Source organism: Caproiciproducens galactitolivorans, from assembly GCF_004768785.1.
Taxonomy (GTDB): Bacteria; Bacillota; Clostridia; order Oscillospirales; family Acutalibacteraceae; genus Caproiciproducens; species Caproiciproducens galactitolivorans.
Genome location: NZ_SRMQ01000008.1, coordinates 12,671 through 38,759, shown reverse-complemented (window position 1 = coordinate 38,759; position 26,089 = coordinate 12,671). Strand labels below are relative to the sequence as shown.

General features: G+C 48.3%; 19 protein-coding genes and 1 riboswitch. Of the genes, 17 read left to right on the top strand and 2 right to left on the bottom strand.

The window, feature by feature from the left end; translation table 11 throughout:
• Positions 1–112 precede the first annotated feature (112 nt).
• From CAGA_RS08790 to rlmH, 3 genes are all read left to right on the top strand, one after another.
• Positions 113–1,396: a UDP-N-acetylglucosamine 1-carboxyvinyltransferase gene (locus CAGA_RS08790; protein ID WP_135659949.1), complete on the top strand. Its 1,284-nt coding sequence runs from the start codon at positions 113–115 to the stop codon at positions 1,394–1,396.
• Between the two features lie 67 nt (positions 1,397–1,463).
• Positions 1,464–2,258 (top strand): MBL fold metallo-hydrolase, encoded by a 795-nt coding sequence (locus CAGA_RS08785; RefSeq protein WP_135659947.1) that lies wholly within the window; start codon positions 1,464–1,466, stop codon positions 2,256–2,258.
• Between the two features lie 8 nt (positions 2,259–2,266).
• On the top strand, positions 2,267–2,746 hold the full coding sequence (gene rlmH, locus CAGA_RS08780) for a 23S rRNA (pseudouridine(1915)-N(3))-methyltransferase RlmH (protein ID WP_135659945.1): 480 nt from the start codon (positions 2,267–2,269) through the stop codon (positions 2,744–2,746).
• Positions 2,747–2,949: 203 nt separating this feature from the next.
• Here the strand turns inward: rlmH and gdhA are convergent, their stop codons facing one another.
• The gene (gene gdhA, locus CAGA_RS08775) at positions 2,950–4,281 is read right to left on the bottom strand and encodes an NADP-specific glutamate dehydrogenase (RefSeq protein ID WP_135659943.1); all 1,332 of its coding nucleotides are present in this window, start codon (positions 4,279–4,281) and stop codon (positions 2,950–2,952) included.
• Between the two features lie 347 nt (positions 4,282–4,628).
• On the opposite strand from gdhA, the gene CAGA_RS08770 reads away from it, so the two are divergent.
• From CAGA_RS08770 to guaA, 12 genes are all read left to right on the top strand, one after another.
• Positions 4,629–5,960: a glutamine synthetase family protein gene (locus CAGA_RS08770; protein ID WP_135659941.1), complete on the top strand. Its 1,332-nt coding sequence runs from the start codon at positions 4,629–4,631 to the stop codon at positions 5,958–5,960.
• A gap of 34 nt (positions 5,961–5,994) precedes the next feature.
• On the top strand, positions 5,995–6,537 hold the full coding sequence (locus CAGA_RS08765) for an ANTAR domain-containing response regulator (RefSeq protein ID WP_135659940.1): 543 nt from the start codon (positions 5,995–5,997) through the stop codon (positions 6,535–6,537).
• A gap of 15 nt (positions 6,538–6,552) precedes the next feature.
• A complete protein-coding gene (gene dapF / locus CAGA_RS08760; RefSeq protein ID WP_135659938.1) occupies positions 6,553–7,383 on the top strand; it encodes a diaminopimelate epimerase in 831 nt (276 codons plus the stop codon).
• 33 nt (positions 7,384–7,416) lie between these two features.
• Positions 7,417–8,637, top strand: a complete 1,221-nt coding sequence (locus CAGA_RS08755) for an LL-diaminopimelate aminotransferase (RefSeq protein WP_135659936.1) — start codon at positions 7,417–7,419, stop codon at positions 8,635–8,637.
• Between the two features lie 92 nt (positions 8,638–8,729).
• On the top strand, positions 8,730–9,806 hold the full coding sequence (locus CAGA_RS08750) for a carbamoyl phosphate synthase small subunit (protein WP_135659934.1): 1,077 nt from the start codon (positions 8,730–8,732) through the stop codon (positions 9,804–9,806).
• Positions 9,803–13,018: a carbamoyl-phosphate synthase large subunit gene (carB, locus tag CAGA_RS08745; RefSeq protein ID WP_135659932.1), complete on the top strand. Its 3,216-nt coding sequence runs from the start codon at positions 9,803–9,805 to the stop codon at positions 13,016–13,018. Before CAGA_RS08750 ends, carB begins: the two co-directional genes overlap by 4 nt.
• A gap of 31 nt (positions 13,019–13,049) precedes the next feature.
• Entirely contained in the window at positions 13,050–13,754 is a 705-nt protein-coding gene (gene purC / locus CAGA_RS08740; protein WP_135659930.1) for a phosphoribosylaminoimidazolesuccinocarboxamide synthase, read from the top strand.
• 34 nt (positions 13,755–13,788) lie between these two features.
• Positions 13,789–15,222 (top strand): amidophosphoribosyltransferase, encoded by a 1,434-nt coding sequence (gene purF / locus CAGA_RS08735; RefSeq protein WP_135660108.1) that lies wholly within the window; start codon positions 13,789–13,791, stop codon positions 15,220–15,222.
• A gap of 23 nt (positions 15,223–15,245) precedes the next feature.
• Positions 15,246–16,676: an adenylosuccinate lyase gene (gene purB / locus CAGA_RS08730; protein ID WP_135659928.1), complete on the top strand. Its 1,431-nt coding sequence runs from the start codon at positions 15,246–15,248 to the stop codon at positions 16,674–16,676.
• 160 nt (positions 16,677–16,836) lie between these two features.
• Positions 16,837–18,114 carry an adenylosuccinate synthase gene (locus CAGA_RS08725; protein WP_135659926.1) on the top strand — a complete coding sequence of 426 codons (1,278 nt, stop codon included), beginning with the start codon at positions 16,837–16,839 and terminating at the stop codon, positions 18,112–18,114.
• Positions 18,115–18,185: 71 nt separating this feature from the next.
• Entirely contained in the window at positions 18,186–20,012 is a 1,827-nt protein-coding gene (gene glmS, locus CAGA_RS08720; protein ID WP_135659925.1) for a glutamine--fructose-6-phosphate transaminase (isomerizing), read from the top strand.
• A 43-nt stretch (positions 20,013–20,055) separates the two neighbouring features.
• Complete coding sequence (gene guaA / locus CAGA_RS08715) at positions 20,056–21,591, top strand: glutamine-hydrolyzing GMP synthase (protein ID WP_167875205.1); 1,536 nt, start codon at positions 20,056–20,058, stop codon at positions 21,589–21,591.
• A 122-nt stretch (positions 21,592–21,713) separates the two neighbouring features.
• Here guaA and CAGA_RS08710 read toward each other — a convergent pair whose 3' ends face one another.
• Positions 21,714–22,694, bottom strand: coding sequence for a hypothetical protein (locus CAGA_RS08710; protein ID WP_135659921.1), 981 nt, complete (start codon positions 22,692–22,694; stop codon positions 21,714–21,716).
• A 227-nt stretch (positions 22,695–22,921) separates the two neighbouring features.
• Positions 22,922–23,006: riboswitch (ZMP/ZTP riboswitch) on the top strand.
• 89 nt (positions 23,007–23,095) lie between these two features.
• Between CAGA_RS08710 and pflB the strand changes: the two genes are divergently transcribed.
• Positions 23,096–25,327 (top strand): formate C-acetyltransferase, encoded by a 2,232-nt coding sequence (gene pflB, locus CAGA_RS08705; protein WP_135659919.1) that lies wholly within the window; start codon positions 23,096–23,098, stop codon positions 25,325–25,327.
• Positions 25,327–26,076: a pyruvate formate-lyase-activating protein gene (gene pflA / locus CAGA_RS08700; protein WP_135659917.1), complete on the top strand. Its 750-nt coding sequence runs from the start codon at positions 25,327–25,329 to the stop codon at positions 26,074–26,076. Before pflB ends, pflA begins: the two co-directional genes overlap by 1 nt.
• Positions 26,077–26,089: the final 13 nt, after the last annotated feature.

Here is a 26,089-nt window from a genome sequence, read left to right as displayed (position 1 = left end):
TTAGTAGAATTAATTAAAAAATATTTACAATAATTTATTCATGAAAAACGCCTATAATCCGCGTAAAAATGTAATAATATTATTGTTTAACTTTAGATTGGAGCGTGTCACATTGGACAAGTTCGTTATTAAAGGTGGCAATCGTCTTACCGGAGAAGTCAGCATCAGCGGGGCAAAAAATGCCGCGATTGCGATTATACCGGCAGCAATTTTGGCAGATGGTGTATGTATTATTGAAAATGTTCCGAATATAACCGATGTTTCTTCGATAACCAGGATTCTATATGATATGGGAGCAAAGATACGACATATAAACAAGTCTACTTTGGAGATTGATCCCAGACCGATCCATACTCACATTGCTTCTTACGAACTTGCGCGTCATATACGCGGATCCTATTATTTGTTAGGCGCCTTATTGGGAAGGTTTAACCACGCTGTGGTGACCATGCCCGGCGGTTGTGATTTTGGTGTACGCCCAATTGATCAACATTTAAAAGGTTTTGCCGCTTTAGGCGCAGAATATAAGTTGGAAGGCGGAATGATTGACGTCCGTGCAAATTCTCTGAAAGGCGCCAATATTTATTTGGACGTTGTTTCCGTTGGTGCAACGGTCAATATTATGCTGGCCGCTGTAAAGGCAAATGGCCTGACTGTTATTGAAAATGCGGCAAAAGAACCGCATATTGTCGACCTTGCAAACTTTTTGAACTCGATGGGCGCCGATATCCGCGGAGCCGGTACCGATGTCATAAAAATTTACGGAGTGGAACGCTTAGTCGGCACTACGTATTCGATTATACCAGATCAGATTGAAGCCGGCACCTATATGGTCGCTGCTGCTGCAACCTGTGGGGATGTTCTTGTGAAAAACATAATACCAAAGCATTTGGAATCGATTTCCGCCAAGCTGGAGGAAATGGGCGTGCAGATTGAGGAATTCGACGATGCGCTTCGCGTAAGCCGTTCAGGTTCTCTTACCAAATGCAATATTAAAACAATGCCGCATCCGGGTTTTCCGACCGATATGCAGCCGCAGATCGCGGTGCTGCTTTCTATTGCGAACGGTACTAGCATTATCAATGAAAGCGTTTGGGATAACCGTTTTCAATATGTGGAAGAATTGAAAAGAATGGGGGCACAGATATCGGTTGATGGCAGATTGGCTGTAATCGAGGGTGTTGACCATTTAAATGCGGCTCCGGTAAAAGCAACGGATCTTCGCGCGGGGGCGGCAATGCTGATTGCGGCTCTTGCTGCGTCCGGCACAACACAGATCGAAGGAATCAATCAAATTGAACGCGGTTATGAAAATGTAGAAGACAAACTCCGTGCTTTGGGGTCGGATATCCGGAGAATTCATGTTCCGGAGCCGACGGTTGCACAGGCAATTTAAATAAGATGACGTTCTAAAAGGGATTGACGGCCGTCTTTCCCTTTTCTTAATACTTAGGGGGCCTTTTATGGCAAGATTATGTCCGCTGTTTAGTGGAAGCAGCGGGAACAGTTATTACATAGGTTCGGCGCGTGCGGGAATTTTGATTGACGCCGGCAGAACCGCCAAGCAGTTAAATACGATGTTACAATGCTGCGGTATTGCGTTTGAAGCCGTAAAAGCTGTTTTTGTTACGCATGAACATTCTGATCATGTAAAAGGCTTGCGGGTGTTTGCGTCGCACCAGCATCTTCCGGTTTACGCTTCCTCCGGCACATTGTGTGCGCTTGAAAATATGGGATGCGTGAACGGGAAATTTCCAACCGACGTAATCGATGAAAACGGAATGGAATGTGCCGATATGTTCATTAAGCCTTTCCGCACTTCGCATGACAGCGCGGAGAGTGTGGGGTATCGTATTGAAACGCACGACGGCAGGGTCGTTGGCTTTTCTACCGATCTGGGCGTATTTTCCGACTCCGTGCGGAAGGAATTAACGGGGGCGGATTTTGTTGTACTGGAATCAAACCATGATGTCGGCATGCTGAAAAACGGACCTTATCCTTACCCGCTGAAACGAAGAATTCTGTCCGATACGGGGCACCTGTCCAATCAGGCGTGTGCGGATGAACTTTGCGGTCTTGCACAGGCTGGGACAACCCGCTTTTTGCTTGCACATCTTAGCTCTGAAAATAATACACCGGAGCTTGCGTACCAAACTTCTCTCTGTTCGCTTTCTTTAGCAGGGCTGAAAGAGGGAGTGGACTATCAGCTTTTTGTTGCCCCAAGGGAAAACACGGCAGGAAATGTTTTGCTATTTTAGAGGAAGCTATGCTGAATATAAGAATTATTTGCGTTGGAAAGTTAAAGGAGCCCTATTGGCGGCAGGCCTGTGCGGAATATGAGAAAAGGCTTCATGCGTTTTGTTCCTTTTCAATTTGTGAAATTTCGGAATCCCGTCTGCAGGACAATCCGTCGAACGCGCAGATTGCCGCGGCGCTGCAAACGGAAGGGGAGAAGATCCTTTCCGCGGCCGGCAACTCGTTTCTGTTCGCGCTTTGCATTGAAGGCCGTGTGCTTTCCTCGGAACAGCTCGCCGAAAAAATAGATCATCTTGCGGTCAACGGTAATAGCACCATTTCCTTTCTTATCGGAAGTTCCTTCGGGCTTTCCGAGGAATTAAAGAAAAAAGCGGATTTTAAGCTTTCTATGTCCCCTATGACATTTCCGCATCAATTGGCGCGCGTGATGGTCTGTGAACAGATATACCGTGCATTTCAGATTAACAGTCATGGAAAATATCATAAATAAGGTGAAAAGGATGAAGCACAAAGGAAGAATAGAAAACTCACCTCTTTTAAAAGGTGAGTTTTTTGTTTGAAGCTTTAGTTTTCACACGTATAGCGGTTGGCGTTCGCGCTGAACGGTAAAGCGGTTTGACGCCTGTTTGAGCAGATTATAAAAAACGGCTGGAATCCTGAAATCCCAGCCGTTTCGTAACCATTATATGGAAATCAAACAGCACCCTGTGCAAGCATAGCGTCGGCAACTTTTTTGAAGCCTGCGATGTTGGCGCCGACAACATAGTTTTTCGGGTATCCGTATTGTTCGGCAGCATCCGATGCATTATGGAAGATATTTTCCATGATGTCTTTCAGCTTTGCATCAACCTCTTCGAATGTCCAGGAGAGGCGCATGCTGTTCTGGCTCATTTCAAGAGCGGATGTTGCCACGCCGCCCGCGTTGGCCGCTTTACCGGGTGCAAACAGCACGCCATTTGCCTGCAGGTATTCGGTTGCCTCAATGCTGGTCGGCATATTAGCGCCTTCTGCAACGGCGAACACGCCGTTCTTTACGAGCATTTTTGCATCATCAAGCAGCAGTTCGTTCTGCGTTGCGCATGGGAGGGCAATATCGCAAGGAGTGCTCCAGACGCCCTTGCCTTCATGGTAAACGGAATTCGGGCGATAGGCTTTGTATTCGGAGAGACGGCCGCGCTTGACTTCTTTGATTTCTTGAATCGCTTTCAGGTCAATTCCTTCAGCGTCATAAATCCAGCCGGTGGAATCGCTCATGGTAACAACCTTGCCGCCCAGTTCCTGCGCTTTCTGGCATGCGTAAATCGCAACATTGCCGGCGCCGGAAATGGCAATTGTTTTGCCTTCAATGGATTTTCCGTTTTTGCGGAGCATTGCGTCTGTGAAGTAGAGCAGACCGTAGCCTGTCGCTTCCGTGCGGGCAAGAGAACCGCCGTATGTTAACCCCTTGCCGGTTAGAATGCCGCTATATTCATTGCGTAGGCGCTTATACTGTCCGAACAAGTATCCGATCTCACGTGCGCCAACACCAATATCACCGGCAGGAACGTCGGTATCGGGGCCGATGTGCCTATAGAGCTCTGTCATAAAGCTTTGGCAGAATGCCATGATTTCGCGGTCGGACTTGCCCTTCGGGTCAAAGTCGGAACCGCCCTTGCCGCCGCCGATCGGCAAGCCGGTGAGGGAGTTTTTAAAGATTTGCTCAAATGCTAAAAATTTCAAAATGCCAATGTTTACAGATGGATGCAAGCGAAGCCCGCCCTTGTAGGGACCAATGGCATTGTTAAACTGGATACGGTAGCCACGGTTTACCCGGACATTGCCGTTATCATCCACCCACGAAACGCGGAACTTTACCTGCCTGTCCGGTTCCGTCAGCCTTTCAAGGATACCGGCCTTTTCATATTGCGGGTTTTGCTCAATTACCGGGGCCAGGGATTTTAGAACCTCTGTTACCGCCTGGATAAATTCAGGCTCGTTCGGGTTCAGTCGAATTACATTTGCGAGTTGTTCATCAACATAAGACATGCGAAATATCCTCCTATACTTAAAATTAGGAAATGATATTATTCAACCGATAATATCTATAATTGAATAGTTTAGCACATTAAATTGTATATTACAATATTATTTTGCTGATTTTTTCTATAAAATAGTGTAATTTTGCAGGAAATAAACAAAAATACTGCAAAAAGACAGAAAACTACCTTTAGTAATCAAAAATTTGTGCATAAGAATGAAATGAATCTTTCACTTCGAAAATGATTGACACGTAATGGCAAATAGAATAAAATAAAACTAATATCAATTATGGTGACAAGGAGGTTTTTTCAAAAGACCAGCCTTGTTATTTTTATATATGGGGAGGTATTGATTTGAGTAAATATACAAAAAGTGATATTATCAGTATGATTGAAGAAAATAACGTGAAATTTATTCGTCTTCAGTTTACGGATATATTCGGCACATTGAAAAATGTTGCGATTACTACCAGCCAGATTGAAAAGGCGCTAGATAATAAGTGTATGTTCGACGGCTCGTCCATCGAAGGCTTTGTGCGGATTGAAGAGTCGGATATGTATCTTAGGCCGGATCTGGATTCGTTTGTAATTTTGCCTTGGCATACCCAGCACGGCAGGATTGCTCGCCTGATCTGCGATATTTATACCCCCGACGGGAACCCGTTTGAGGGGGATCCACGCTATATTCTGAAAAGGACGCTCAAAGAAGCGGCGGACATGGGGTATGCGTTCAATGTTGGGCCGGAGTGCGAATTCTTTCTGTTTAACACCGATGAATTTGGTCACCCTACAACGGTCACCTATGATACTGCGGGATATTTTGACTTGGGCCCCTCTGACTTGGGGGAAAGCGCGCGTCGGGACATCTGCCTGAATCTTGAAGAAATGGGGTTTGAAATAGAAGCTTCCCATCATGAAGTGGCGATTGCGCAGCATGAGATTGATTTTAAATACAGCGAGGCGCTTTCCGCTGCAGATAATATCCTCACCTTTAAGATGGTTGTAAAATCCTGTGCGGATTCCCATGGGCTTTGTGCCACCTTTATGCCCAAGCCGGTTTACGGCCGCTGCGGTTCTGGTATGCACACCAATATGTCGCTGTTCCGAAACGGGAAAAATGCTTTCTATGATCCGGAAAGCGAAACCGGGTTGAGCCATGTCGTCTTTAATTTTATCGCCGGGATTATGAAGCATATTAAGGGCACGTGCGCGCTAACCAATCCGCTTGTGAATTCCTATAAGCGGCTGGTTCCGGGCTTCGAAGCGCCGTGCAATGTTGCATGGACGTTAAGCAACCGTAGCGCTTTAATCCGCGTTCCCGCCACGAGAGGGCTTGGAACCCGAGTGGAGCTTCGCAATCCGGATCCTGCCTGCAATCCGTACCTGGTGCTTGCCGTCCTTCTGGCGGCAGGACTGGACGGTATTAAGAATGATCTGATGCCACCGGAGGCGGTTGCCGCCAACATTTATGATATTGACCTTCAGGGGAGAAAGGCTGCCGGAATCGAAGCGCTGCCGGAGGATTTGAAAAAGGCGGTTGATGAGATGAAGGCGGATCCGTTTATCCGTGAAGTGCTGGGGGATCATATCTTCAGCAAATATGTTGAAGCAAAGGAAAAGGAATGGTACGAATATTCCACTACGGTTTCGCAATGGGAGCTCGACCGGTACTTGAACAAGTTCTAACGGAAATGTACAGCATTCCGCGGAGTTGTATAATATGAGCAGTATCCTTGTGGCGAATTCCAATCCGGATTACGCTCGAAAAATTGCCGCAGTACTCCGTGCCGCCGGCTCGAATGTCAGTTGCGTCTGTACAACCGGTGCGCAGACGATTGATTTTGCAAACCGCCATTATCATGGTGGGGTGATTGTTTGTAGTTCGAAATTAAGGGATATGTCCGCGCTAAACCTGCCGGAGATTATCGGGCTGAATTATGATTTTTTATTTCTGCTGAAATCAGAGCAGTCGAATATTTCCGGAACGCTTTCCTGTGCCAGCCTGATCCTGCCGATCAATCGCATGGATTTGATTTCCTCGGTTAATATGCTTTTGAATCTCTCCGATTATACCAGCCTTACTGTGAAAAAGAAGCTGGCGCAAGGGGATTTTGATGAAAAACAGGTGATTGAACAGGCAAAAAACCGGATTATGGAGCGCAACCATTTTACAGAGCCGCAGGCACACCGGTTTATGCAGAAGAAAAGTATGAATTCCGGCAAAAGAATGATTGAAATAGCAATGATTATTCTAAATATGTAAAAAGGAGGGGTTGAGATGAAATTCAGCAAAATGCAGGGAATAGGGAACGATTATCTCTATTTTAACTGCTTTGAGGAGAAAATAGAAAATCCATCCGAACTTGCCATAAAACTTAGCGACCGCCATTTTGGCGTCGGTTCCGACGGGATTATTCTGATTGAACCGTCCGACCATGCGGATTGCAGGATGGATATTTATAATTCCGACGGTTCCCGTGCAATGATGTGCGGCAACGGCATACGCTGTGTGGGAAAATATCTTTATGAACGCGGCCTTGTTCGGAAGGACGTGCTGAAAGTTGATACGCTGAGCGGCGTGAAAACGCTGTTTTTGGATGTGAAGAACGGCATTGTGCATTCCGTAAAGGTGGATATGGGAAAGCCCGTATTCCGTCCTGCCGAAATTCCGGTTATCTTTTCCAAGGAAACGGTGATTGATGAACCGATTACCGTTGACGGAAACGAATACAGAATTACCTGTGTTTCCATGGGAAACCCGCATTGTATTTTGTTTGTGGACGACGTTGATGCGGTTCCGATTGAAAAAATCGGGCCCGAATTGGAACACGCTTCCATTTTTCCGGACAGGGCGAATATTGAATTTGTACAGGTGCTGAATTCCGGTGAAGCGAAGATGCGCGTTTGGGAACGCGGCGCGGGAGAAACCTGGGCCTGCGGAACCGGTGCCTGCGCATCTGCGATAAGCTGTGCGGTCAATCATAAAACAGGCCGAAAAGTAAAAATGCACCTTAAAGGCGGCGACCTGAGCATAGAATGGGACGATCGGACAGACACCGTCTTTATGCAAGGCCCCGCCGAATTTGTGTTTGACGGGACGATCGATTGAACGGAATAGATTCGATGAAAGGAATGAGTGGTTTTGCTGAAAGTAAATGCGAATTTTATTAAGCTGCCCCCCAGTTATTTGTTTGTAGACATTGCCAATAAGGTCGATGCGTTTTCAAAACAGCATCCGGAAGTGGAGATTATACGCATGGGGATCGGCGATGTTACCCGCCCTTTGCCTAAAGCGGTTGTCGCCGCAATGCAGAAAGCGGCCGAAGAAATGGGGAAGGCGGAAACTTTCCGGGGCTATGGGCCGGAAGCGGGGTATGAATTCCTGCGCTCGGCAATTGCGGAAAACGATTTCCAGAAGCGCGGAGTGGCAATTGATAAGGACGAGATTTTTGTCAGCGACGGCGCGAAAAGCGACACCGGCAGCATCGGTGACATTTTTGATGTTGATAATGTCGTTGCGGTCTGTGATCCGGTCTATCCTGTCTACGTAGACACGAATGTTATGGCGGGGCGGGCAGGCGATTACCACGAGGGCACCGGATGGAGCAAAATCGTCTATATGCCCTGTTTGGAAAAAAACGGATTTTTACCCCGAATCCCCAATGAGCGGGTCGATATCATTTACTTATGCTTCCCGAACAACCCGTCCGGCGTTGGAATCGGGCACACGGAACTGAAAAAATGGGTTGACTATGCTTTGCGCAACCAATCCATCATTCTGTATGACGCGGCTTACGAAGCGTTTATTACGGAAGAGGACATGCCGCACAGTATTTTCGAAATAGAAGGCGCGAAAAAATGCGCAATCGAATTCCGGAGCTTCTCGAAAACCGCGGGCTTTACCGGTACGCGATGCGCGTTTACGGTTATCCCGAAGGAATTGGTTTTCAACGAAGTTTCTCTGAACAAGCTCTGGGGCCGGCGCCAGTCCACAAAGATGAACGGCGTTTCCTATGTGATTCAGCGCGGCGCCGAAGCCGTTTATTCCGAGGAAGGAAGACGCGAGGTAAAAGAAAATATCGTATATTACCTTAACAATGCAAAGATCATTAAAGAGGGCTTGGCTAAGGCCGGCTTTAAAGCGTTCGGAGGCGTAAATTCCCCCTATGTCTGGATGAAAACGCCGAACGGATTAACCTCCTGGGAATTCTTTGACCTACTGCTGGAAAAGACCGGCGTTGTCGGCACACCCGGTTCCGGTTTTGGCATCAGCGGGGAGGGCTATTTCCGTCTGACCGCATTTAACACGAAGGAAAACACCGAAAAGGCAATTGAGAGAATAACCAGTTCTTTTAAAGCTTAATGGGATAGGGATTCGTTTTTGAATGCGCAAATTTGTTGTTTATATGTTTTTCATAGATAAGCTGTTGAATAATAAGAATGGTTGGTGATTGAATGAGAGCATTGCTGATGCTTGAAAATGGAATGACCTTTGAGGGGACAGGTTTTGGTGACGAACATGACGTGCTGTGCGAAGTGGTCTTTAACAGCGCAATGTGCGGGTATACCGAGCTGTTAACCGATCCTTCCTATGCGGGACAGGGCGTTGTCATGACCTATCCCCTGATTGGGAATTACGGTGTTTGCTATGATGACGCGGAGTCCACGAAGCCATGGCTCCGTGCATTCATCGTTCATTCCATTTCCGGTGCGGCGAGCAATTTCCGCTGCGATGTGGATTTGAATACGTTTTTGAAGCAGAACGGGATTCCCGGCATTCAGGGGCTTGACACAAGGGCAATTACAAAAATCCTTCGCGAAAGCGGTACCATGCGCGGCATGATCGCTTTCGGGGATTCCTTTGATATTCCCGCAATGAAAAAGAAGTTGGATGCATTTACCTTGAAATCCTGCGTTCCCGTTGTTAGCAGCAGGGAATCCAAGGTTTACGGCGACGGCCCGGTTAAAATCGCACTAGTGGACTATGGGGTGAAAAGCAATATTATCCGTTCGCTCGTCAAACGGGGATGCACGGTAAAATGCTTCCCATACGACGCCTCTTTTGAGGATTTGATGTCTTTTTCTCCCGACGGTGTTATGCTTTCCAACGGACCGGGGGATCCCAAAGAATGCGTGAAAGCAATTTCTGAATTGAAAAAACTGTACTCATATGGCATTCCAACCTTTGCAATTTGCTTAGGTCATCAGTTAATGGCTCTTTCTCAGGGCTTTGACACCTATAAATTAAAATATGGCCATAGAGGTATTAACCACCCGGTTAAAGATTTAACAACGAACCGCGTGTATATTACTTCTCAGAATCACGGCTTTGTGGTCAATGGCGAAACAATTAATCCTTCAGTAGCCGACATCCGTTTTATCAGCATGAACGACGGTAGCATTGAGGGATTAACTTATAAAAACGGGAAAGTTTTCTCTGTGCAGTTCCATCCGGAGGCTTCCCCTGGCCCGCTTGACTCAGGCTTTCTTTTCGATGAGTTTATGAAGTTAATAGGAGGAAGCCGCATATGAAGAGAAAAGATATTAAAAAAGTAATCATCATCGGTTCCGGCCCGATTATTATCGGGCAGGCAGCCGAATTCGACTATGCAGGAACGCAGGCGTGCCGCGCAATCCGGGAAGAGGGCGTGGAGGTTATCCTGATTAACTCCAATCCCGCCACAATTATGACCGACAAACAGATTGCCGATAAAATTTATATTGAACCGTTAACGGTGGAAACGATCAAAAAGGTTATCCTTAAGGAAAATCCGGACAGCATCCTGCCAACCCTCGGTGGCCAAAACGCCCTGAACCTTGCCGTAGAGCTGGAAGAATCCGGTTTTTTGAAAGAAAATAATGTGAAAATGATCGGCACAAACGCCGACACCATACGTATGGCAGAGGACCGTGAGCTTTTTAAAGAGGCCATGGAGCGAATCAACCAGCCATGCGCTGAAAGCGCAATTGCAGAAAATATAGAGGACTGTGTGAGAGTTGCCCGGAAAATCGGATATCCGGTTGTTGTGCGCCCGGCGTACACCCTTGGCGGCAGCGGCGGCGGCATTGCCGACAATGAGGAGCAGCTGATCGCGATCGCTTCTCTCGGCCTACACCGCAGCCGCGTAAATCAGGTGCTGATCGAACGCTGCATTGCCGGTTGGAAAGAGATCGAATACGAAGTCATGCGCGACCATAACGGCAACTGCATCACCGTCTGCAATATGGAAAACTTCGACCCGGTCGGCGTTCATACCGGCGATTCCATCGTGGTTGCGCCGTGCCAGACGCTTGGGGATAAGGAAACGCAGATGCTCCGTTCCGCGGCGCTTTCCATTATCTCCGAATTAAAGGTGGAAGGTGGATGCAACGTACAGTTTGCCTTGAATCCGAAAAGCTTTGAATACTGCGTTATTGAGGTAAACCCGCGTGTCAGCCGCTCTTCTGCGCTTGCGTCCAAAGCAACGGGGTATCCGATTGCGAAGGTTGCCTCCAAAATCGCGCTTGGCTATACGCTGGATGAAATCCGCAATGCCATTACGAAAAAAACATATGCCTGCTTTGAACCCACGCTCGATTACTGTGTTGTGAAAATCCCGCGCTGGCCTTTCGATAAATTTGTATATGCAAAGCGCAGCCTAGGCACACAGATGAAAGCGACCGGCGAGGTTATGGGGATTGCGCCGTCGTTTGAGGCTGCTTTAATGAAATCCATCCGTTCGCTGGAACAGAATGTTTTCAGTCTGATGGATGAAAACTTGCAATCACTTTCGAACAGCGAACTGGAGGAACGCCTTCATGTGGTGGACGACCGCAGGCTTTGGGTCGTTTCGGAAGCGTTAAGGCGCGGAATTTCGCCGGATAAAATCCATGAAATTACGAAAATTGATCTTTGGTTCCTTGACAAGCTTCTATCCATTATCCAAGTGGAAAAAGCATGTGCGACCCAGCCGATCGATCGGGATTTGCTGTTAAAAGCAAAAACATTCGGATTCCTTGATAAAACGATTGCAGAGTTGAGCGGGAAAACTGTGGAAGAAATCCGGGCGCTGCAAGAAAAATGGGATATCCGTCCCGTTTACAAAATGGTGGACACCTGCGCGGCGGAATTTGAAGCGGAAACCCCTTACTACTATTCGACTTACGGAATCGAGAATGAATCCTGCGCCAAGAGCGACCGGAAGAAAATTTTGGTCATTGGTTCCGGGCCGATCCGTATCGGACAGGGCATTGAGTTTGACTACTGCTCCGTACACAGCGTCTGGGCTTTGCGGAACATGGGCTGCGAAACCATTATTGTGAATAACAATCCGGAAACTGTCAGTACGGATTTCGACATCGCGGACAAGCTGTATTTTGAACCGCTGACGGAGGAGGATATCCTCCACATTGTACAGTTGGAGAAACCGGACGGCGCGGTTGTGCAGTTCGGCGGGCAAACGGCGATTAAGCTTGCCGGGGCGATTGAGAAAATGGGCGTCCCGATTCTCGGAACCTCCTTCGACAGCATTGACGAAGCGGAGGATCGCGAACGCTTCGACGCGATTTTAAATGAATGCAATATTCCCCGCGCGGAAGGACGAATGGTTTATACTTGCGATGAAGCGATCAAGGCGGCGAATGAATTGGGGTACCCGGTGCTTGTGCGTCCGTCCTACGTCCTTGGTGGCCAGGGCATGCATATTGCCTATTCCGACGAAGATATCATTGAGCAGATCGGCATCATCAACCGTATTGAACAGGAGCACCCCATCCTGATCGATAAGTACATCATGGGAACTGAAGTGGAGGTTGACGCCGTCTGCGACGGTACAGATTCGGTCATTCCGGGTATCATGCAGCACATCGAACGCGCCGGAATCCACTCCGGGGACAGCATTTCCGTGTACCCGGCGATTGGTGTGGCGAAGGATATGCAGGAGCTGGTTGTGGAGTATACCCGTCGGCTTGCAAAAGCATTGAAAGTGAAGGGACTTTTAAATATCCAGTTTATCGTAAAGGATAATGAAGTCTATGTAATTGAAGCAAACCCACGTTCTTCCAGAACGGTGCCGTATATCAGCAAGGTAACCGGAATCCCGATCGTGCCTCTGGCGGTGGGAACCTTCTTCGGGAAAACACTTCCAGAAATGGGATACAATTACGGTTTGCAGAAAGAACGGGATTTAATCGCCATTAAAATGCCGGTTTTCTCCTTTGAAAAGCTATACGGCGCGGATGTAAATCTTGGGCCGGAAATGAAGTCGACCGGCGAAGTGCTCGGCGTTGCCAGAACCTTTGACGAAGCGCTCATTAAATCCTTTTACGGCGCGGGCGTTCATCTGATTAAAAAGGGCAGGGTTATTTTTACGGTAAAGGATACTGACAAGAAAGAAGCTCTTCCCATTGCAAAGGGCCTGTATAACCTTGGCTGGACGATCTACGCTACTCCGGGAACCTCTGATTTCTTTAATGACAATGATATTCCGACCATCCGAACCAATAAAATCGGAACGGGAGCCCCGGATATTCTTGACCATATTACTTCTGGCAAAATCGACCTTGTCATCAATACTCCGTCCAAAGGCGTGGCGCACAACCGCGACGGTTATAAAATCCGCAGAAATGCGGTGGAATGCGGCATTCCGTGCCTGACTTCACTAGATACCGCCAACGCGTTTTTAACCTGTGCCAGACACGTGGACACTACCCATTTGTCGGTTGTCGATATAACAAAGGTTTCTACGTTTTTGAACTTTATCTGATATAGAAAAGAGAAACAGGAGGAATTTTATTATGAAAAAGTGTGAGCTTCTTTACGAAGGCAAGGCAAAAAAGGTTTATGCCACCGATGACGAGAATTATTGCATTGTCGATTATAAGGATGATGCAACCGCCTTTAACGGACAGAAGAAGGGGACGATCTGCGGCAAGGGCGTTGTAAACAATAAGATGTCGAACTACCTCTTTAAAATGCTGGAGGAGAAGGGCATTAAGACGCATTTCGTGGAAGAACTGAGCGACCGCGAAACAGTGGTTAAGAAAGTGGAAATCGTTCCCCTTGAGGTTATTGTCCGCAATAAGGCCGCCGGCAGCCTTGCAACAAGGCTGGGCATGGAGGAAGGCACGCCGATGAAATCCACCGTTCTGGAATTCTGCTATAAGAACGACGATTTGGGCGATCCAATGGTAAACGAGTACCATATTCTTGCGGCTGGGTTTGCAACCAAAGAGGAAATTGATCAGATCAGCGCAATGTCTTTGAAGATCAACGAAATTTTGAAGGAATTCTTCCTGTCTGTAAACATTGAACTGATTGATTTCAAACTGGAATTCGGCCGCTGTGCGGACGGAATCATCCTTGCGGATGAAATTTCGCCGGATACCTGCCGCTTCTGGGATGTGAACACCCACCAAAAACTGGACAAGGATCGTTTCCGCAGAGATCTGGGCGGAGTGGAAGAGGCTTATGCCGAGGTAATGAAGCGCATTGGTTTATAAATTACAGGATGGTGAGTTTTTGAACAGCTCGATAATGGATTATGATGTTTTAAAACCGCACGAAGAGTGCGGCGTATTCGGCATTTATTCCGATGGCGACGTTTCTCCTGCTTATGCAACGTACAACGGGCTTCTTGCTTTACAGCACAGGGGGCAGGAAAGCTGCGGGATCGCGGTTTGCGACCGGGGAGTGGTTTCCTACTCCAAGGATATGGGCCTAGTGACGGAAGCATTCAACGATAAGATATTGGATAGTCTTAAAGGGCAGATGGCGGTCGGGCATGTCCGCTATTCCACTTCGGGCGGCAGTGTGCGTGAAAACGCACAACCGCTCGTTATGCGTTATATAAAAGGAACGCTGGCAATTGCCCATAACGGGAATTTAACCAACGCTTACGAGCTCCACCGTGTTTTGGAACGCAGGGGCTGTATTTTCCAGACAACGATTGATACGGAAGTCATCGCCTATATGATTGCGCGGGAACGTGTGGACGCTCCTTCTATCGAAGAAGCGGTGCGCCGCGCAATTCCAAAGCTTCAAGGCTCCTTTTCGTTGGTCATTATGAGCCCTCAAAAACTGATTGCCGCGCGCGATCCGCATGGTTTCCGCCCGCTTTGCATCGGAAAAATCGGTAATTCCACCGTTTTTGCTTCCGAAACCTGTGCGCTGGACGCTTGCGGGGCGGAGTTTGTACGCGATGTGGAACCGGGCGAAGTGGTTGTCGTTGACCAGGATGGAATGCGTTCCTTCCGGGATCCCGTTGATGTTGAAAAGTCCCTTTGTATTTTCGAGTATATTTACTTTGCCAGAACGGATAGCATTATCGACGGCATCAGCGTTTATGAAGCCCGCAAACAGGCCGGCCGGCTTCTTGCAAAGCAGCTTCCGGTTGAGGCGGATATGGTCATCGGCGTGCCGGAATCCGGTATAGACGCCGCGATTGGGTACAGCGAGGAATCCGGTATTCCGTACGAGAAAGGAATCGTAAAGAATACGTACATCGGCAGGACCTTCATTAAACCGAGCCAGTCGGAACGGGAACGCAGCGTGCGGATTAAGCTGAATGCGCTCTCGAACTGCGTGAAGGGCAAGCGGATTGTCATGCTGGACGATTCCATTGTCCGCGGAACAACCAGCGCGCGCATTGTTAGTATGCTGAAAGACGCGGGTGCCAAGGAAGTTCACCTCCGTATCAGCTCGCCGCCGTTTTTGTGGCCCTGCTATTATGGGACGGATATTCCCTCAAAGGACGACCTTATCGCGTGCCAGTACAGCATTGAAGAGATCGGAAAAATGAGCTTTGCGGATTCCATTGCCTTTTTAAGCGTTGAAAATCTGGCGAAGATCATGGGTAGCAGGAAAGGTTACTGCGACGCCTGTTTTTCCGGGAAATATCCCGCTCCTATTCCGGACTATTTAATAGCCAATAAGGACTATGATTATAGCACACCGATTAAACGTCTGTAATTTCCATTTTGGAGGAATTATAATTGAAAAATAGCTATGAATCGCCGTTATCATCCCGCTATGCGGACGAGGAAATGAAATATCTGTTTTCACCGGACAAGAAATTCAGAACATGGCGCAGGCTTTGGATTGCATTGGCAGAGGCCGAAAAAGAGCTGGGGCTGAATATTACGCAGGAACAGATTGATGAAATGTGCAAATACGCCGATGATATCAATTACGAGGTTGCCGAAGCCCGCGAAAAAGTAGTGCGCCACGACGTAATGTCCCATGTTTACGCGTATGGCCAGCAATGCCCGAAAGCGAAGCCGATTATCCATTTAGGCGCGACATCCTGTTATGTAGGCGATAACACAGATATTATTATTATGACGGAAGCGCTGAAGCTTATTCGCAATAAGCTGGTCGGCGTCATTCGCGTATTGTCGAAATTTGCCTTACAGTATAAGGATTTGCCAACGCTGGCGTTTACCCATTTCCAGCCGGCCCAGCCGACCACGGTGGGCAAACGCGCAACCCTTTGGATTCAGGATTTACTGATGGATTTGGAAGACGTGGAATACCAGTTATCCAAAGCAAAACTGTTGGGTTCCAAGGGAACAACCGGCACACAGGCGAGCTTTTTGGAATTATTCGACGGCGACCATAGTAAAGTAAAAAAGCTTGACGAAATAATTGCTAAGAAAATGGGGTATTCTTCCTGCTTTGCGGTTTCCGGCCAGACCTATTCCCGGAAGCTCGACAGCCAGATGCTCGCCGTTTTAAGCGGGATTGCGCAGAGCGCCGCCAAATTTTCGAATGACATCCGCCTGCTTCAGCACTTGAAAGAAGTGGAGGAACCGTTCGAAAAGAATCAGATTGGTTCCTCGGCGATGGCCTATAAGCGCAACCCGATGCGCAGCGAACGGATTGCTTCGCTTTCCCGCTATGTGATTATCGACAGCTTGAATCCCTGCATTACGGAGGCGACCCAGTGGTTTGAACGCACGCTGGACGATTCCGCAAATAAGCGGATCAGTGTGCCGGAAGCCTTCCTTGCCGTCGACGGAATTTTGAATCTGTACGCCAATGTGGCGGACGGCCTGGTGGTATATCCGAAGGTTATCAACCAGCATCTTCTGCGTGAACTGCCGTTTATGGCAACGGAAAACATTATGATGGATGCCGTTAAACGCGGTGCGGATCGCCAGCAGCTCCATGAACGGATTCGTGTCCACTCGATGGCGGCCTCCCGCGTGATCAAAGAGGAGGGCGGGGAAAACGACCTGCTTAGCCGCATTGCAGCTGACCCGGCGTTTGGCGTTACTTTGGAGGAACTGCAGAAAATTGTAAGTCCAGAAAAGTATGTAGGCAGGGCGCCGCAACAGACGGAGGAATTCATTGCCGAGGTTGTCAACCTGCTTCTGCAAAAGTATGATTTCGTTTCCGAGGAGAAGCCGGAAATAAATTTATAAAGGGTAAATGAATTCGGAAAGAATTTTTATTTTAATTCCGCTTTGCTTTTAATGGCAATTGTGTTATTATTATAAAGTTGTTTTAAACATTACTGCCTAAATATGGCCGCAGGGCAGTTATTTTGCAAAATCCGTTGCGGCACGGCGGAGTGAAGGTTTTATGATTAAAGCAATTGTTGGTGCGAACTGGGGCGACGAAGGCAAGGGCAAAATTACCGATGTGGAAGCTGCCCAGTCCGATATTGTCGTCCGGTTTCAGGGAGGCAGCAATGCCGGTCACACTATTATCAACAATTATGGAAAATTTGCGCTGCATCAATTGCCGTCAGGTGTTTTTTACAGCCACATAACCAATATTATCGGCAACGGCGTAGCACTAAGCGTGGAGAATTTTATCAAAGAGATGAAATCGCTTGAGGAACGCGGGGTTCCGAAGCCGAATGTTGTGATTTCGGATCGCGTGCAGCTTGTCATGCCTTACCATATCCAGTTGGATACGTTTGAAGAAGCGCGGCTTTCTTCCCGCTCCTTTGGTTCCACAAAGTCCGGTATTGCTCCTTTTTATTCGGATAAGTTTGCCAAGATTGGTTTTCAGGTCAGCGAACTGTATGATGAAGAGGAAGCGTTGAGAGAGAAAATTAACCAGGTCATCACATTGAAAAATGTGCTGTATGAACATTTGTACCGTCAGCCGAAGCTTACCGTGGACGAGGTCTACAATAAGCTGATGGAGTACAAGAAATTGTTGGAACCGTATGTGGCGGATACTTTTACCTTGCTTCACAAAGCGGTGAAGGAAGGAAAGAATATCCTTCTGGAAGGCCAGCTCGGCGCGTTGAAGGATCCCGATTTCGGTATTTATCCGATGGTAACCTCGTCTTCCACGCTGGCCGGTTACGGCGCGGTCGGCGCGGGGCTGCCGCCTTATGAGATCAAGGAAATCATAGCAGTCGTGAAGGCGTATTCCAGCGCGGTCGGTGCGGGCGAATTCGTCAGCGAAATTTTCGGCGACGAAGCCGACGAGTTGCGCCGCAGGGGCGGCGACGGCGGTGAATTCGGAGCCACAACCGGCCGTCCGCGTAGAATGGGATGGCTGGATCTGGTTGCTTCACGCTACGGATGTCAGGCGCAGGGTGCAACATGCGTTGCCTTTACGGTGCTGGATGTGCTTGGCTATTTGGACGAAATTCCGGTCTGCGTCGCATACGAGCTGAACGGCAAGCGGATTGATTCTTTCCCGCCGACCAATCAGTTAAAGCACTGCAAACCGATTATCGCAAAGCTGCCAGGCTGGAAGTGCGATATCCGCGGAATCAAGAATTACGCAGATTTACCCGAAAATACACGCAGATACATTGAATTTGCGGAGAAAGCAATTGGGGTCCCGATCAAGATCGTTTCCAACGGTCCATCGCGCGAGAATATTATTTACAGATAACTCCATATAATAGAGCGCCAGCATTCCCTGCTGGCGTTCGTTAATTAACTTATCGAAGAAGGTGTATAATAATGTGCGGAATTGTTGGATACATCGGAGAAGATCAGGCTGCTCCCTTTTTACTGAACGGCTTGGAAAAGCTGGAATACCGAGGCTATGATTCGGCCGGAGTCGCTGTTTATAATGGCACCTCCCTTCAGGTTGCTAAAGCAAAGGGCAGGCTCAAGGTTTTGAGTGAGATGATTAACGGGGGAAGGGACGTTCCCGGTACCGTGGGGATTGGCCACACCAGATGGGCTACTCACGGAAAACCGTCGGACATAAACTCCCATCCGCAGGTGAGCGACTCGGGAAAATTTGCTGTCGTCCATAATGGAATTATCGAAAATTATCTTGCCTTAAAAGACTTGATGGTGAAAAAAGGCAAGGTGTTTGTATCGGAAACCGATACGGAAGTAGTGGCACAGCTTTTGGAGTATTATTATAAAGGGGATATTCTTGAGGCTGTCATCAAAGTCATTCATAAAGTGGAAGGCTCATATGCCCTTGGTATCATCTGCGCGGATGATCCGGATCAGGTTGTCGCGGTGCGGAAAGACAGCCCGCTGATTGTCGGCTTAGGAAAGGGCGAAAATTTTATCGCTTCGGATATTCCTGCGATTCTGAATAAAACTAGGGATATTTACCGTCTGAACGACAATGAAATTGCGGTTCTGAAACGCGATTCCGTTCTGGTTTATAACACCGATAAGGAAATTGTGACGAAAGAACCTGTCCATATTGATTGGGATGTATCGGCTGCCGAAAAGGGCGGTTATCAGCATTTTATGGCCAAGGAGATCATGGAGCAGCCAAAGGCTGTGCGGGATACGATTTCCCCCAGAATCCAGGACGGAAAAATCGTCTTGGACAAAATTACTTTAACGGCAGAGCAGATCAAGAGGTTTAAAAAAATTTATATCGTTGCGTGCGGTTCTGCATACCATGTAGGCATGATCGCCAAGTATGTTTTTGAGAAATTCGCAAGAATTCCGGTGGAGGTCGATGTTGCCTCCGAGTTCCGGTACCGTCAGCCGATTATGGATGATAAGGTTCTGGTGCTTGTAATTAGTCAGTCCGGAGAGACCGCCGACACGCTGGCAGCGCTTCGGGAGGCGAAAAATCTTGGCGTAAGAACGCTTTCTATTGTAAATGTTGTGGGAAGCTCGATTGCGAACGATTCGGACGATGTTATCTACACTTGGGCCGGGCCCGAAATTGCAGTTGCGACAACGAAGGCTTACAGCACACAGTTGGCGGTCGTTTATCTGCTTGCCATTTATTTTGCGGACAAACTTGGCACCATTACAGCAGAGGAATATTCCTCCTATATTTCGCAGCTGCAATCCCTGCCGGATAAAATTTCGGAGATATTGGCGAATAAGGAACAGATTCAGTACCTTGCATCCCAGTTCTTTAATGCAAAAGATGTGTTCTTCATCGGCAGAAATCTGGATTACGCAATGTCTTTGGAAGGCTCTTTAAAGCTTAAGGAAATTTCCTATATTCATTCCGAGGCTTATGCGGCGGGAGAATTGAAGCACGGTACCATATCGCTTGTCGAAGACGGCACTCTCGTGATTGCTTTAGCTACACAGGATGCGCTTTTTGACAAGATGATCAGCAATATGAAGGAAGTAAAGGCACGCGGAGCGGTTGTGCTCGGCCTTACAACCAAACAGAATAAAAAAATCGAACAGGTGGCCGATTATGCTCTTTACGTCCCCGAATTATGCGAAATGATGCTGCCTTCACTGGCGGTCGTCCCCTTACAGCTTTTCGCTTATTATGTAGCGTCCATGAAGGGCTGCGACATTGATAAACCGCGCAATCTGGCAAAATCGGTAACCGTGGAATAAAGAAAAGGGAAAACAGTTCAAAGAATGGAAGTGCGGCGATATGATGAAAAATGAAGCAATATTAATTCTCGATTTTGGAGGGCAATACAGTCAGCTGATTGCGCGCCGGGTTCGTGACTTGAATGTATATTGTGAAATTAAATCCTATAAAACGAATGTAGAACAAATTCGTTCATCCGGGTATAAAGGAATTATCTTTTCCGGCGGACCGAACAGCGTTTATACCGAAATTGCTCCCGTTTGTGACAAACAGGTCTTTGAACTGGGTATTCCTGTTTTAGGTATCTGTTACGGCGCGCAGTTGATGTCTTATTTGCTTGGCGGCAAGGTAAGCAGCAGCAAGGTTCGCGAATACGGAAAGACACCGGTGAATTTTCTGGAATCCGGTGCGCTGTTCCAAAATATTGAAAAGGATTCTGTCTGCTGGATGAGCCATACGGACTATATTTCCGTAGCGCCCGAAGGCTTTCAGATTACCGCGGTGAGCGATGCGTGCCCGGTTGCTGCGATGGAGAACGGCGCAAGGAAACTATATGCTTTGCAGTTCCATCCGGAAGTGGAGCACACCGTCCGCGGAAATGAAATATTAAAGAACTTTTTATACAATATCTGCGGGTGCAAGGGCGACTGGCAAATGGCATCGTTTGCTGCCGAGACCATACAGCACATTAAGGATACCGTTGGCGACAAAAAGGTGATTTGTGCGCTTTCCGGAGGGGTGGATTCTTCGGTGGCGGCCCTTTTGGTTCATAAGGCCATAGGCAAAAACCTGACCTGCATTTTTGTGGATCATGGCATGCTCCGCAAAAACGAAGGCGACGACGTTGAGAATGTATTCCGTAAGCAGTTTGACATGAATCTGATTCGCGTAAATGCGCAGGAGCGCTTTTTAGCCAAACTGAAGGGCGTTACCGAGCCGGAGCAAAAGCGCAAGATTATCGGCGAGGAGTTCATCCGTGTGTTTGAAGAGGAGGCAAAGAAGATCGGCCATGTCGATTACCTTTGCCAGGGAACAATTTACCCGGATGTAGTCGAGAGCGGAACCGGCGACGCCGCGGTGATTAAAAGCCACCACAATGTCGGTGGGCTGCCGGATGACGTCGATTTCACCGGGTTGGTGGAGCCGCTGCGGAGCTTATTCAAGGACGAAGTGCGCAGGGTTGGTTTGGAACTGGGCATTCCGGAACATCTTGTCTGGCGCCAGCCTTTCCCGGGTCCGGGACTTGGTATTCGCATCATGGGCGAAGTTACCGCTGAAAAGCTTGCTATCCTGCAGGATGCCGATGCGATCTTCCGCGAAGAAATCGCTTTGGCGGGCTTGGACAAGAAAATCAATCAGTATTTTGCGGTTCTGACCGGCATAAAGAGCGTGGGAGTGATGGGGGACGGAAGAACCTACAGCAACACCATTGCTTTGCGCGGTGTAACAACCTCTGATTTTATGACGGCGGATTGGGCGCGGATTCCTTACGATTTGCTGGAGAAGGTTTCCAGCCGCATTATTAACGAAGTAAAACAGGTAAACCGCGTCGTTTATGATATTACGAGTAAGCCCCCCGCAACGATCGAGTGGGAATAAACAACACAAAGCCACAAATCCAGCAATCATACGGATTTGTGGCTTTTCTTGTCAATTGAAAACCCCACGCATAGCACGGGTTTTCAATTAACGAAATGCTCATTTTGTCTATGCAGTACAGCTTACTGCCTGCCGGATTGTTCCTGTCCGGATTGCTCTCCGACGGATTGCCCTTTGGACCCGCTTTCGGCTGCCTTTTCCAAAGCTTCTGTGTTTGACAACATGACTTTTCCTTTTATATCGACTAATTTCAGATTTTTCCCTTTTACAACCTTTTCCAGTTCTATGATTGATAGATCAAGTTTATTTGCCATATCCTGCTGCTCTTTGCCCAAGCTGTTTTTATACAGCTCCCAGACGGATTTCAGGTTGCTGATATCTGAGTCCGCCTGTTTCCAGTTAGAAGCTAACGAGTTCAGAATGGCACTTCTCGAATAATAGCGCACCCGTTTAATTTCCGGCGAAGGTTTTGGTTGAAAGAGAGAATATAAATCCGGTATATTGGCATAAACCTTGTTTGCGGCCAGCATGATATTCATCTTATTTTTGCTGCTTACGGTGTTGGACAAATTATTCAGTGCCGTGCTGAAATTATTAATCAACTCTTGTTTGGCGCCTTTTTTTACAGCCGCAGCCATTAAATTGTTCCATTGATAGTGCATCATATCTACGGTTTGGGAAACCGTGGTCATTGGGTCTGGCTGGCTGGAGGTCTGCGGCTGGCTTTGCTGCCCACCTTGGCTTTGCTGTGAGCTTTGGTTTGCCTGCGTGTACTGTCCCTCTTGTTGACCTTGGCTTTCCTGGCTGCTCTGGTTTTCCTGCGAGCTTGCATTATTCTGTCCTGACTGCGTGCTTTGGTCATTTTGCTGCATTCCCTGTTTGACCAGAACAGCCGGACCGTTCAGCGTTTTTATAATCATTTCAATATTATTTTCCAGGCCGATTAAATCAGGGAGGGCTTTTTCCGAGCCTTGATCTGCTTGGGAAGACGATTCTGTCTGTGTGGCTCCTGATTCAGAAGACTGCTGTGAACCACATGCAGTAAGCAGGGTAAAGACGAGAGATATGGATACTATTTTTGTGCATGCTGTTTTCACTTTCATATGAAATCCATTATCCTCCATGATTAAAATATATGATTATTATATCTTGTTGCGTCCAATTCATACTTTCTGTTCTCTTTTCAGATCCATGTTGTAGTTTTTGCGAGGCTTTTCTAGGCAAATCTGTACAATAACCGGGAAGAAATAGGGGGAAGGATGTAAAAAAATGAAAGCTGCTGCCGGTTGACAAATCCTGTGCGGATACCTTATAATAAAAACACAATCGAACGGGCTTTTATTACTGACGGATTATGTGGATAAAACCACAGGGGAAAAAAGCCTTGAATTAAGCCGACCGTCTGGGCAGCATTTTGGTTTTGACCAAGTGCCGCCCTTTTTTTATTTCTTTTTTCAGAGCGGACGGGGAAAAACCAGATGCCTTGAAAGCAGAAGGAGAGTTTATGAACGAACAGGCATGGAAAAATTTTAACGGAGAACGCTGGAAAACGGAAATTAATGTCCGGAATTTTATCCAGGCAAATTACACGCCGTACGAGGGTGGTGACGAATTCCTTACTCCGGCGACGGAACGGACAAAATCGCTGATGGAAAAGCTGAACCATCTGTTGGAGCTTGAGCGGAAATCCGGCGGGGTGCTGGATGTTGACACCCGAACCGTCAGTTCGCTGAAGAGTTACCGCCCCGGCTATCTGGATCGGGAACAGGAGATTATCGTAGGGCTCCAGACAGACAAACCGTTAAGGCGGGGAGTCAATCCCTTCGGCGGGCTGAGAATGACGCGCGAGGCGTGCAAGGCATACGGGTACGAGCTTTCAAAGGAAGTGGAGAAGGAATTTCAGTACCGCACCACTCATAACGACGGTGTTTTCCGCGCCTACACGGATGAAATCCGCGCGGCGCGCCACTGTGGCATTATTACCGGCCTGCCGGACGCCTACGGAAGGGGGCGCATTATCGGCGACTACCGGAGAGTTGCGCTTTACGGAATTGACCGGCTGATTGAGGAAAAGAAAAAAGACAAAGCAGAAATTGGTGCGCAGATTCTCGATGCTGACCACATCCGGCAGCTGGAAGAATTGTACCAACAGATCACGTTTTTAGGTTATCTTAAAGAGATGGCTGCCATGTACGGCTTCGACATCGCCAGGCCCGCGGAAAACGGAAAAGAGGCGGTGCAATGGCTGTACTTCGGGTATCTGGGGGCAATCAAGGAGCAGAACGGCGCTGCCATGAGCTTAGGGCGGGTCAGCACGTTCCTGGATATTTATTTTGAGCGCGATCTGAAAAACGGTGTTCTTACGGAGCAGCAGGTACAGGAAATTTTCGACGATTTTGTTATGAAGCTGCGTATGGCGCGGCACCTGCGCACGCCGGAGTACAACGAACTGTTTGCGGGCGACCCGATGTGGATTACCGAGTCGGTCGGAGGCATGGGCGAGGACGGCAGAACCCTGGTGACGAAAAGCTCTTTCCGCATGCTCCATACGCTATACAATTTAGGCCCCTCAGCCGAACCGAACCTTACCATCCTGTGGTCCAACAAGCTGCCGGAAAACTTCAAGCGCTATGCTGCGAAGGTATCCTGCGACACAAATGCCATCCAGTTTGAAAACGACGACGTCATGCGTCCGAAATTCGGCGACGATTATGGGATTGCCTGCTGCGTTTCGGCCATGCGCTTGGGGAAGGATATGCAGTTCTTCGGGGCAAGGGCAAACCTTGCGAAGCTTCTGCTGATGAGCTTAAATGGCGGCCGCGATGAAAAAAGCGGGCAGCAGATTGCCCCAAAGCGAACGCCTTATGAGGACGATATCCTCAATTATGACAAAGTCATGGAGAGCATGGCCTTTTACCGCGACTGGCTGGCGAAAACCTATGTGAGCGCCATGAACATCATCCATTACATGCATGACAAATACGCCTACGAAAAAACGCAGATGGCGCTGCACGACACCAATGTGCACCGTTTCATGGCGTTCGGCATTGCCGGGCTTTCGGTTTTGACCGATTCGCTTTCTGCGATTAAATATGCGAAAGTAAAATGTATCCGCGATGAAAGCGGGCTAATTAAGGACTTTGAAACCATTGGCGAATACCCGGCCTACGGCAACGATGACGACCGCGTGGATTTGATCGCGCAGGAACAGGTGAAACTGTTCTTTGAAGCCTTGAAAAAAAATCCGACCTACCGCAACGCGGAGCATACGCTTTCCATCCTGACGATAACGTCCAATGTTGTTTACGGCAAAAAGACCGGGGCAACCCCGGACGGAAGAAAATCCGGCGAGCCCTTTGCCCCCGGCGCAAATCCCATGCACAACCGCGAGAAGAACGGCGCGCTCGCGTCGCTGAACTCGGTTGCCAAGCTGTCCTATGATACCTGCAAGGATGGCATATCCAACACCTTTTCCATTGTGCCGCAGGCATTAGGGTACACCGAGGAGGATCGCCATAGGAATCTGGTGTCTATTCTGAACGGCTATTTTCTGCAAAATGCGCACCACATCAATGTGAACGTGCTGAACCGCGAAACGCTGATGGAAGCCTATGAGCACCCGGAACGCTACCCAAACCTGACGATCCGCGTATCCGGGTATGCTGTGAATTTTCACAAGCTGTCCAAGGAACAGCAGAGGGAAGTGATTTCCCGCACCTTCCACGAGGCGATGTGATGAAGGGCAGGATCCATTCCTTTCAAAGCCTGGGGGCGGTGGACGGCCCCGGCGTGCGTTATGTCGTGTTTCTGCAGGGGTGCACGCTTCGCTGCGCGTATTGCCACAACCCGGACACCTGGAATTTCGACGGGACGGAATACACAGTAGACGAAGTCCTGGAGAAAATTCTGCGCTACAAACCCTATTTTTGGGAAAACGGCGGGGTTACCGTTTCGGGCGGAGAACCGCTGCTGCAGTGGGAGTTCGTTTCTGAGTTGTTTCGCCGGCTCCATAACGAAGGAATCCATACGGCGCTGGACACCACCGGCATCGGTGACCCGGAGGGTGCTCGCTCGGTACTGCTTCAAACCGATTTGGTTCTTTGTGACCTGAAGTTTTCCGTTGCAGAGGATTACCTGCGTTATTGCCGGGGAAACATGGATACGGTCCTGCGGTTTCTAAAGCAAACGGAAAAACTGCGGGTGCCGCTGTGGATTCGGCATGTTGTTGTTCCGAATTTGACGGATGGCAGGGACCACATTCTGAAAATCGCGGAACTGGCTTCCGGATTTTCCAATTTGGAGCGGCTGGAGCTTCTGCCGTTTCGCAAGCTGTGCAGGAGCAAATATGAGGCGATGGGCCTTCCGTTCCCGTTCAGCGATTACGACGAATGTACCGACGCAAGGATTCGGGAACTTTATCAAATGATCGAAAACCGATTTCCGAAAATGGCTGGGTACTTTCATTTCGAAAAGAAAGCATTGTAAACTGAATTTTGTT

Bases quoted from the DNA above. Each gene is read 5' to 3' on its own strand.
- CAGA_RS08785 (WP_135659947.1), top strand. From the start codon at position 1,464: ATGGCAAGATTATGTCCGCTGTTTAGTGGAAGCAGCGGGAACAGTTAT.
- rlmH (WP_135659945.1), top strand. From the start codon at position 2,267: ATGCTGAATATAAGAATTATTTGCGTTGGAAAGTTAAAGGAGCCCTAT.
- gdhA (WP_135659943.1), bottom strand. From the start codon at position 4,281: ATGTCTTATGTTGATGAACAACTCGCAAATGTAATTCGACTGAACCCG.
- CAGA_RS08765 (WP_135659940.1), top strand. From the start codon at position 5,995: ATGAGCAGTATCCTTGTGGCGAATTCCAATCCGGATTACGCTCGAAAA.
- dapF (WP_135659938.1), top strand. From the start codon at position 6,553: ATGAAATTCAGCAAAATGCAGGGAATAGGGAACGATTATCTCTATTTT.
- CAGA_RS08750 (WP_135659934.1), top strand. From the start codon at position 8,730: ATGAGAGCATTGCTGATGCTTGAAAATGGAATGACCTTTGAGGGGACA.
- carB (WP_135659932.1), top strand. From the start codon at position 9,803: ATGAAGAGAAAAGATATTAAAAAAGTAATCATCATCGGTTCCGGCCCG.
- purC (WP_135659930.1), top strand. From the start codon at position 13,050: ATGAAAAAGTGTGAGCTTCTTTACGAAGGCAAGGCAAAAAAGGTTTAT.
- purF (WP_135660108.1), top strand. From the start codon at position 13,789: ATGGATTATGATGTTTTAAAACCGCACGAAGAGTGCGGCGTATTCGGC.
- CAGA_RS08725 (WP_135659926.1), top strand. From the start codon at position 16,837: ATGATTAAAGCAATTGTTGGTGCGAACTGGGGCGACGAAGGCAAGGGC.
- glmS (WP_135659925.1), top strand. From the start codon at position 18,186: ATGTGCGGAATTGTTGGATACATCGGAGAAGATCAGGCTGCTCCCTTT.
- guaA (WP_167875205.1), top strand. From the start codon at position 20,056: ATGAAAAATGAAGCAATATTAATTCTCGATTTTGGAGGGCAATACAGT.
- CAGA_RS08710 (WP_135659921.1), bottom strand. From the start codon at position 22,694: ATGAAAGTGAAAACAGCATGCACAAAAATAGTATCCATATCTCTCGTC.
- pflB (WP_135659919.1), top strand. From the start codon at position 23,096: ATGAACGAACAGGCATGGAAAAATTTTAACGGAGAACGCTGGAAAACG.
- pflA (WP_135659917.1), top strand. From the start codon at position 25,327: ATGAAGGGCAGGATCCATTCCTTTCAAAGCCTGGGGGCGGTGGACGGC.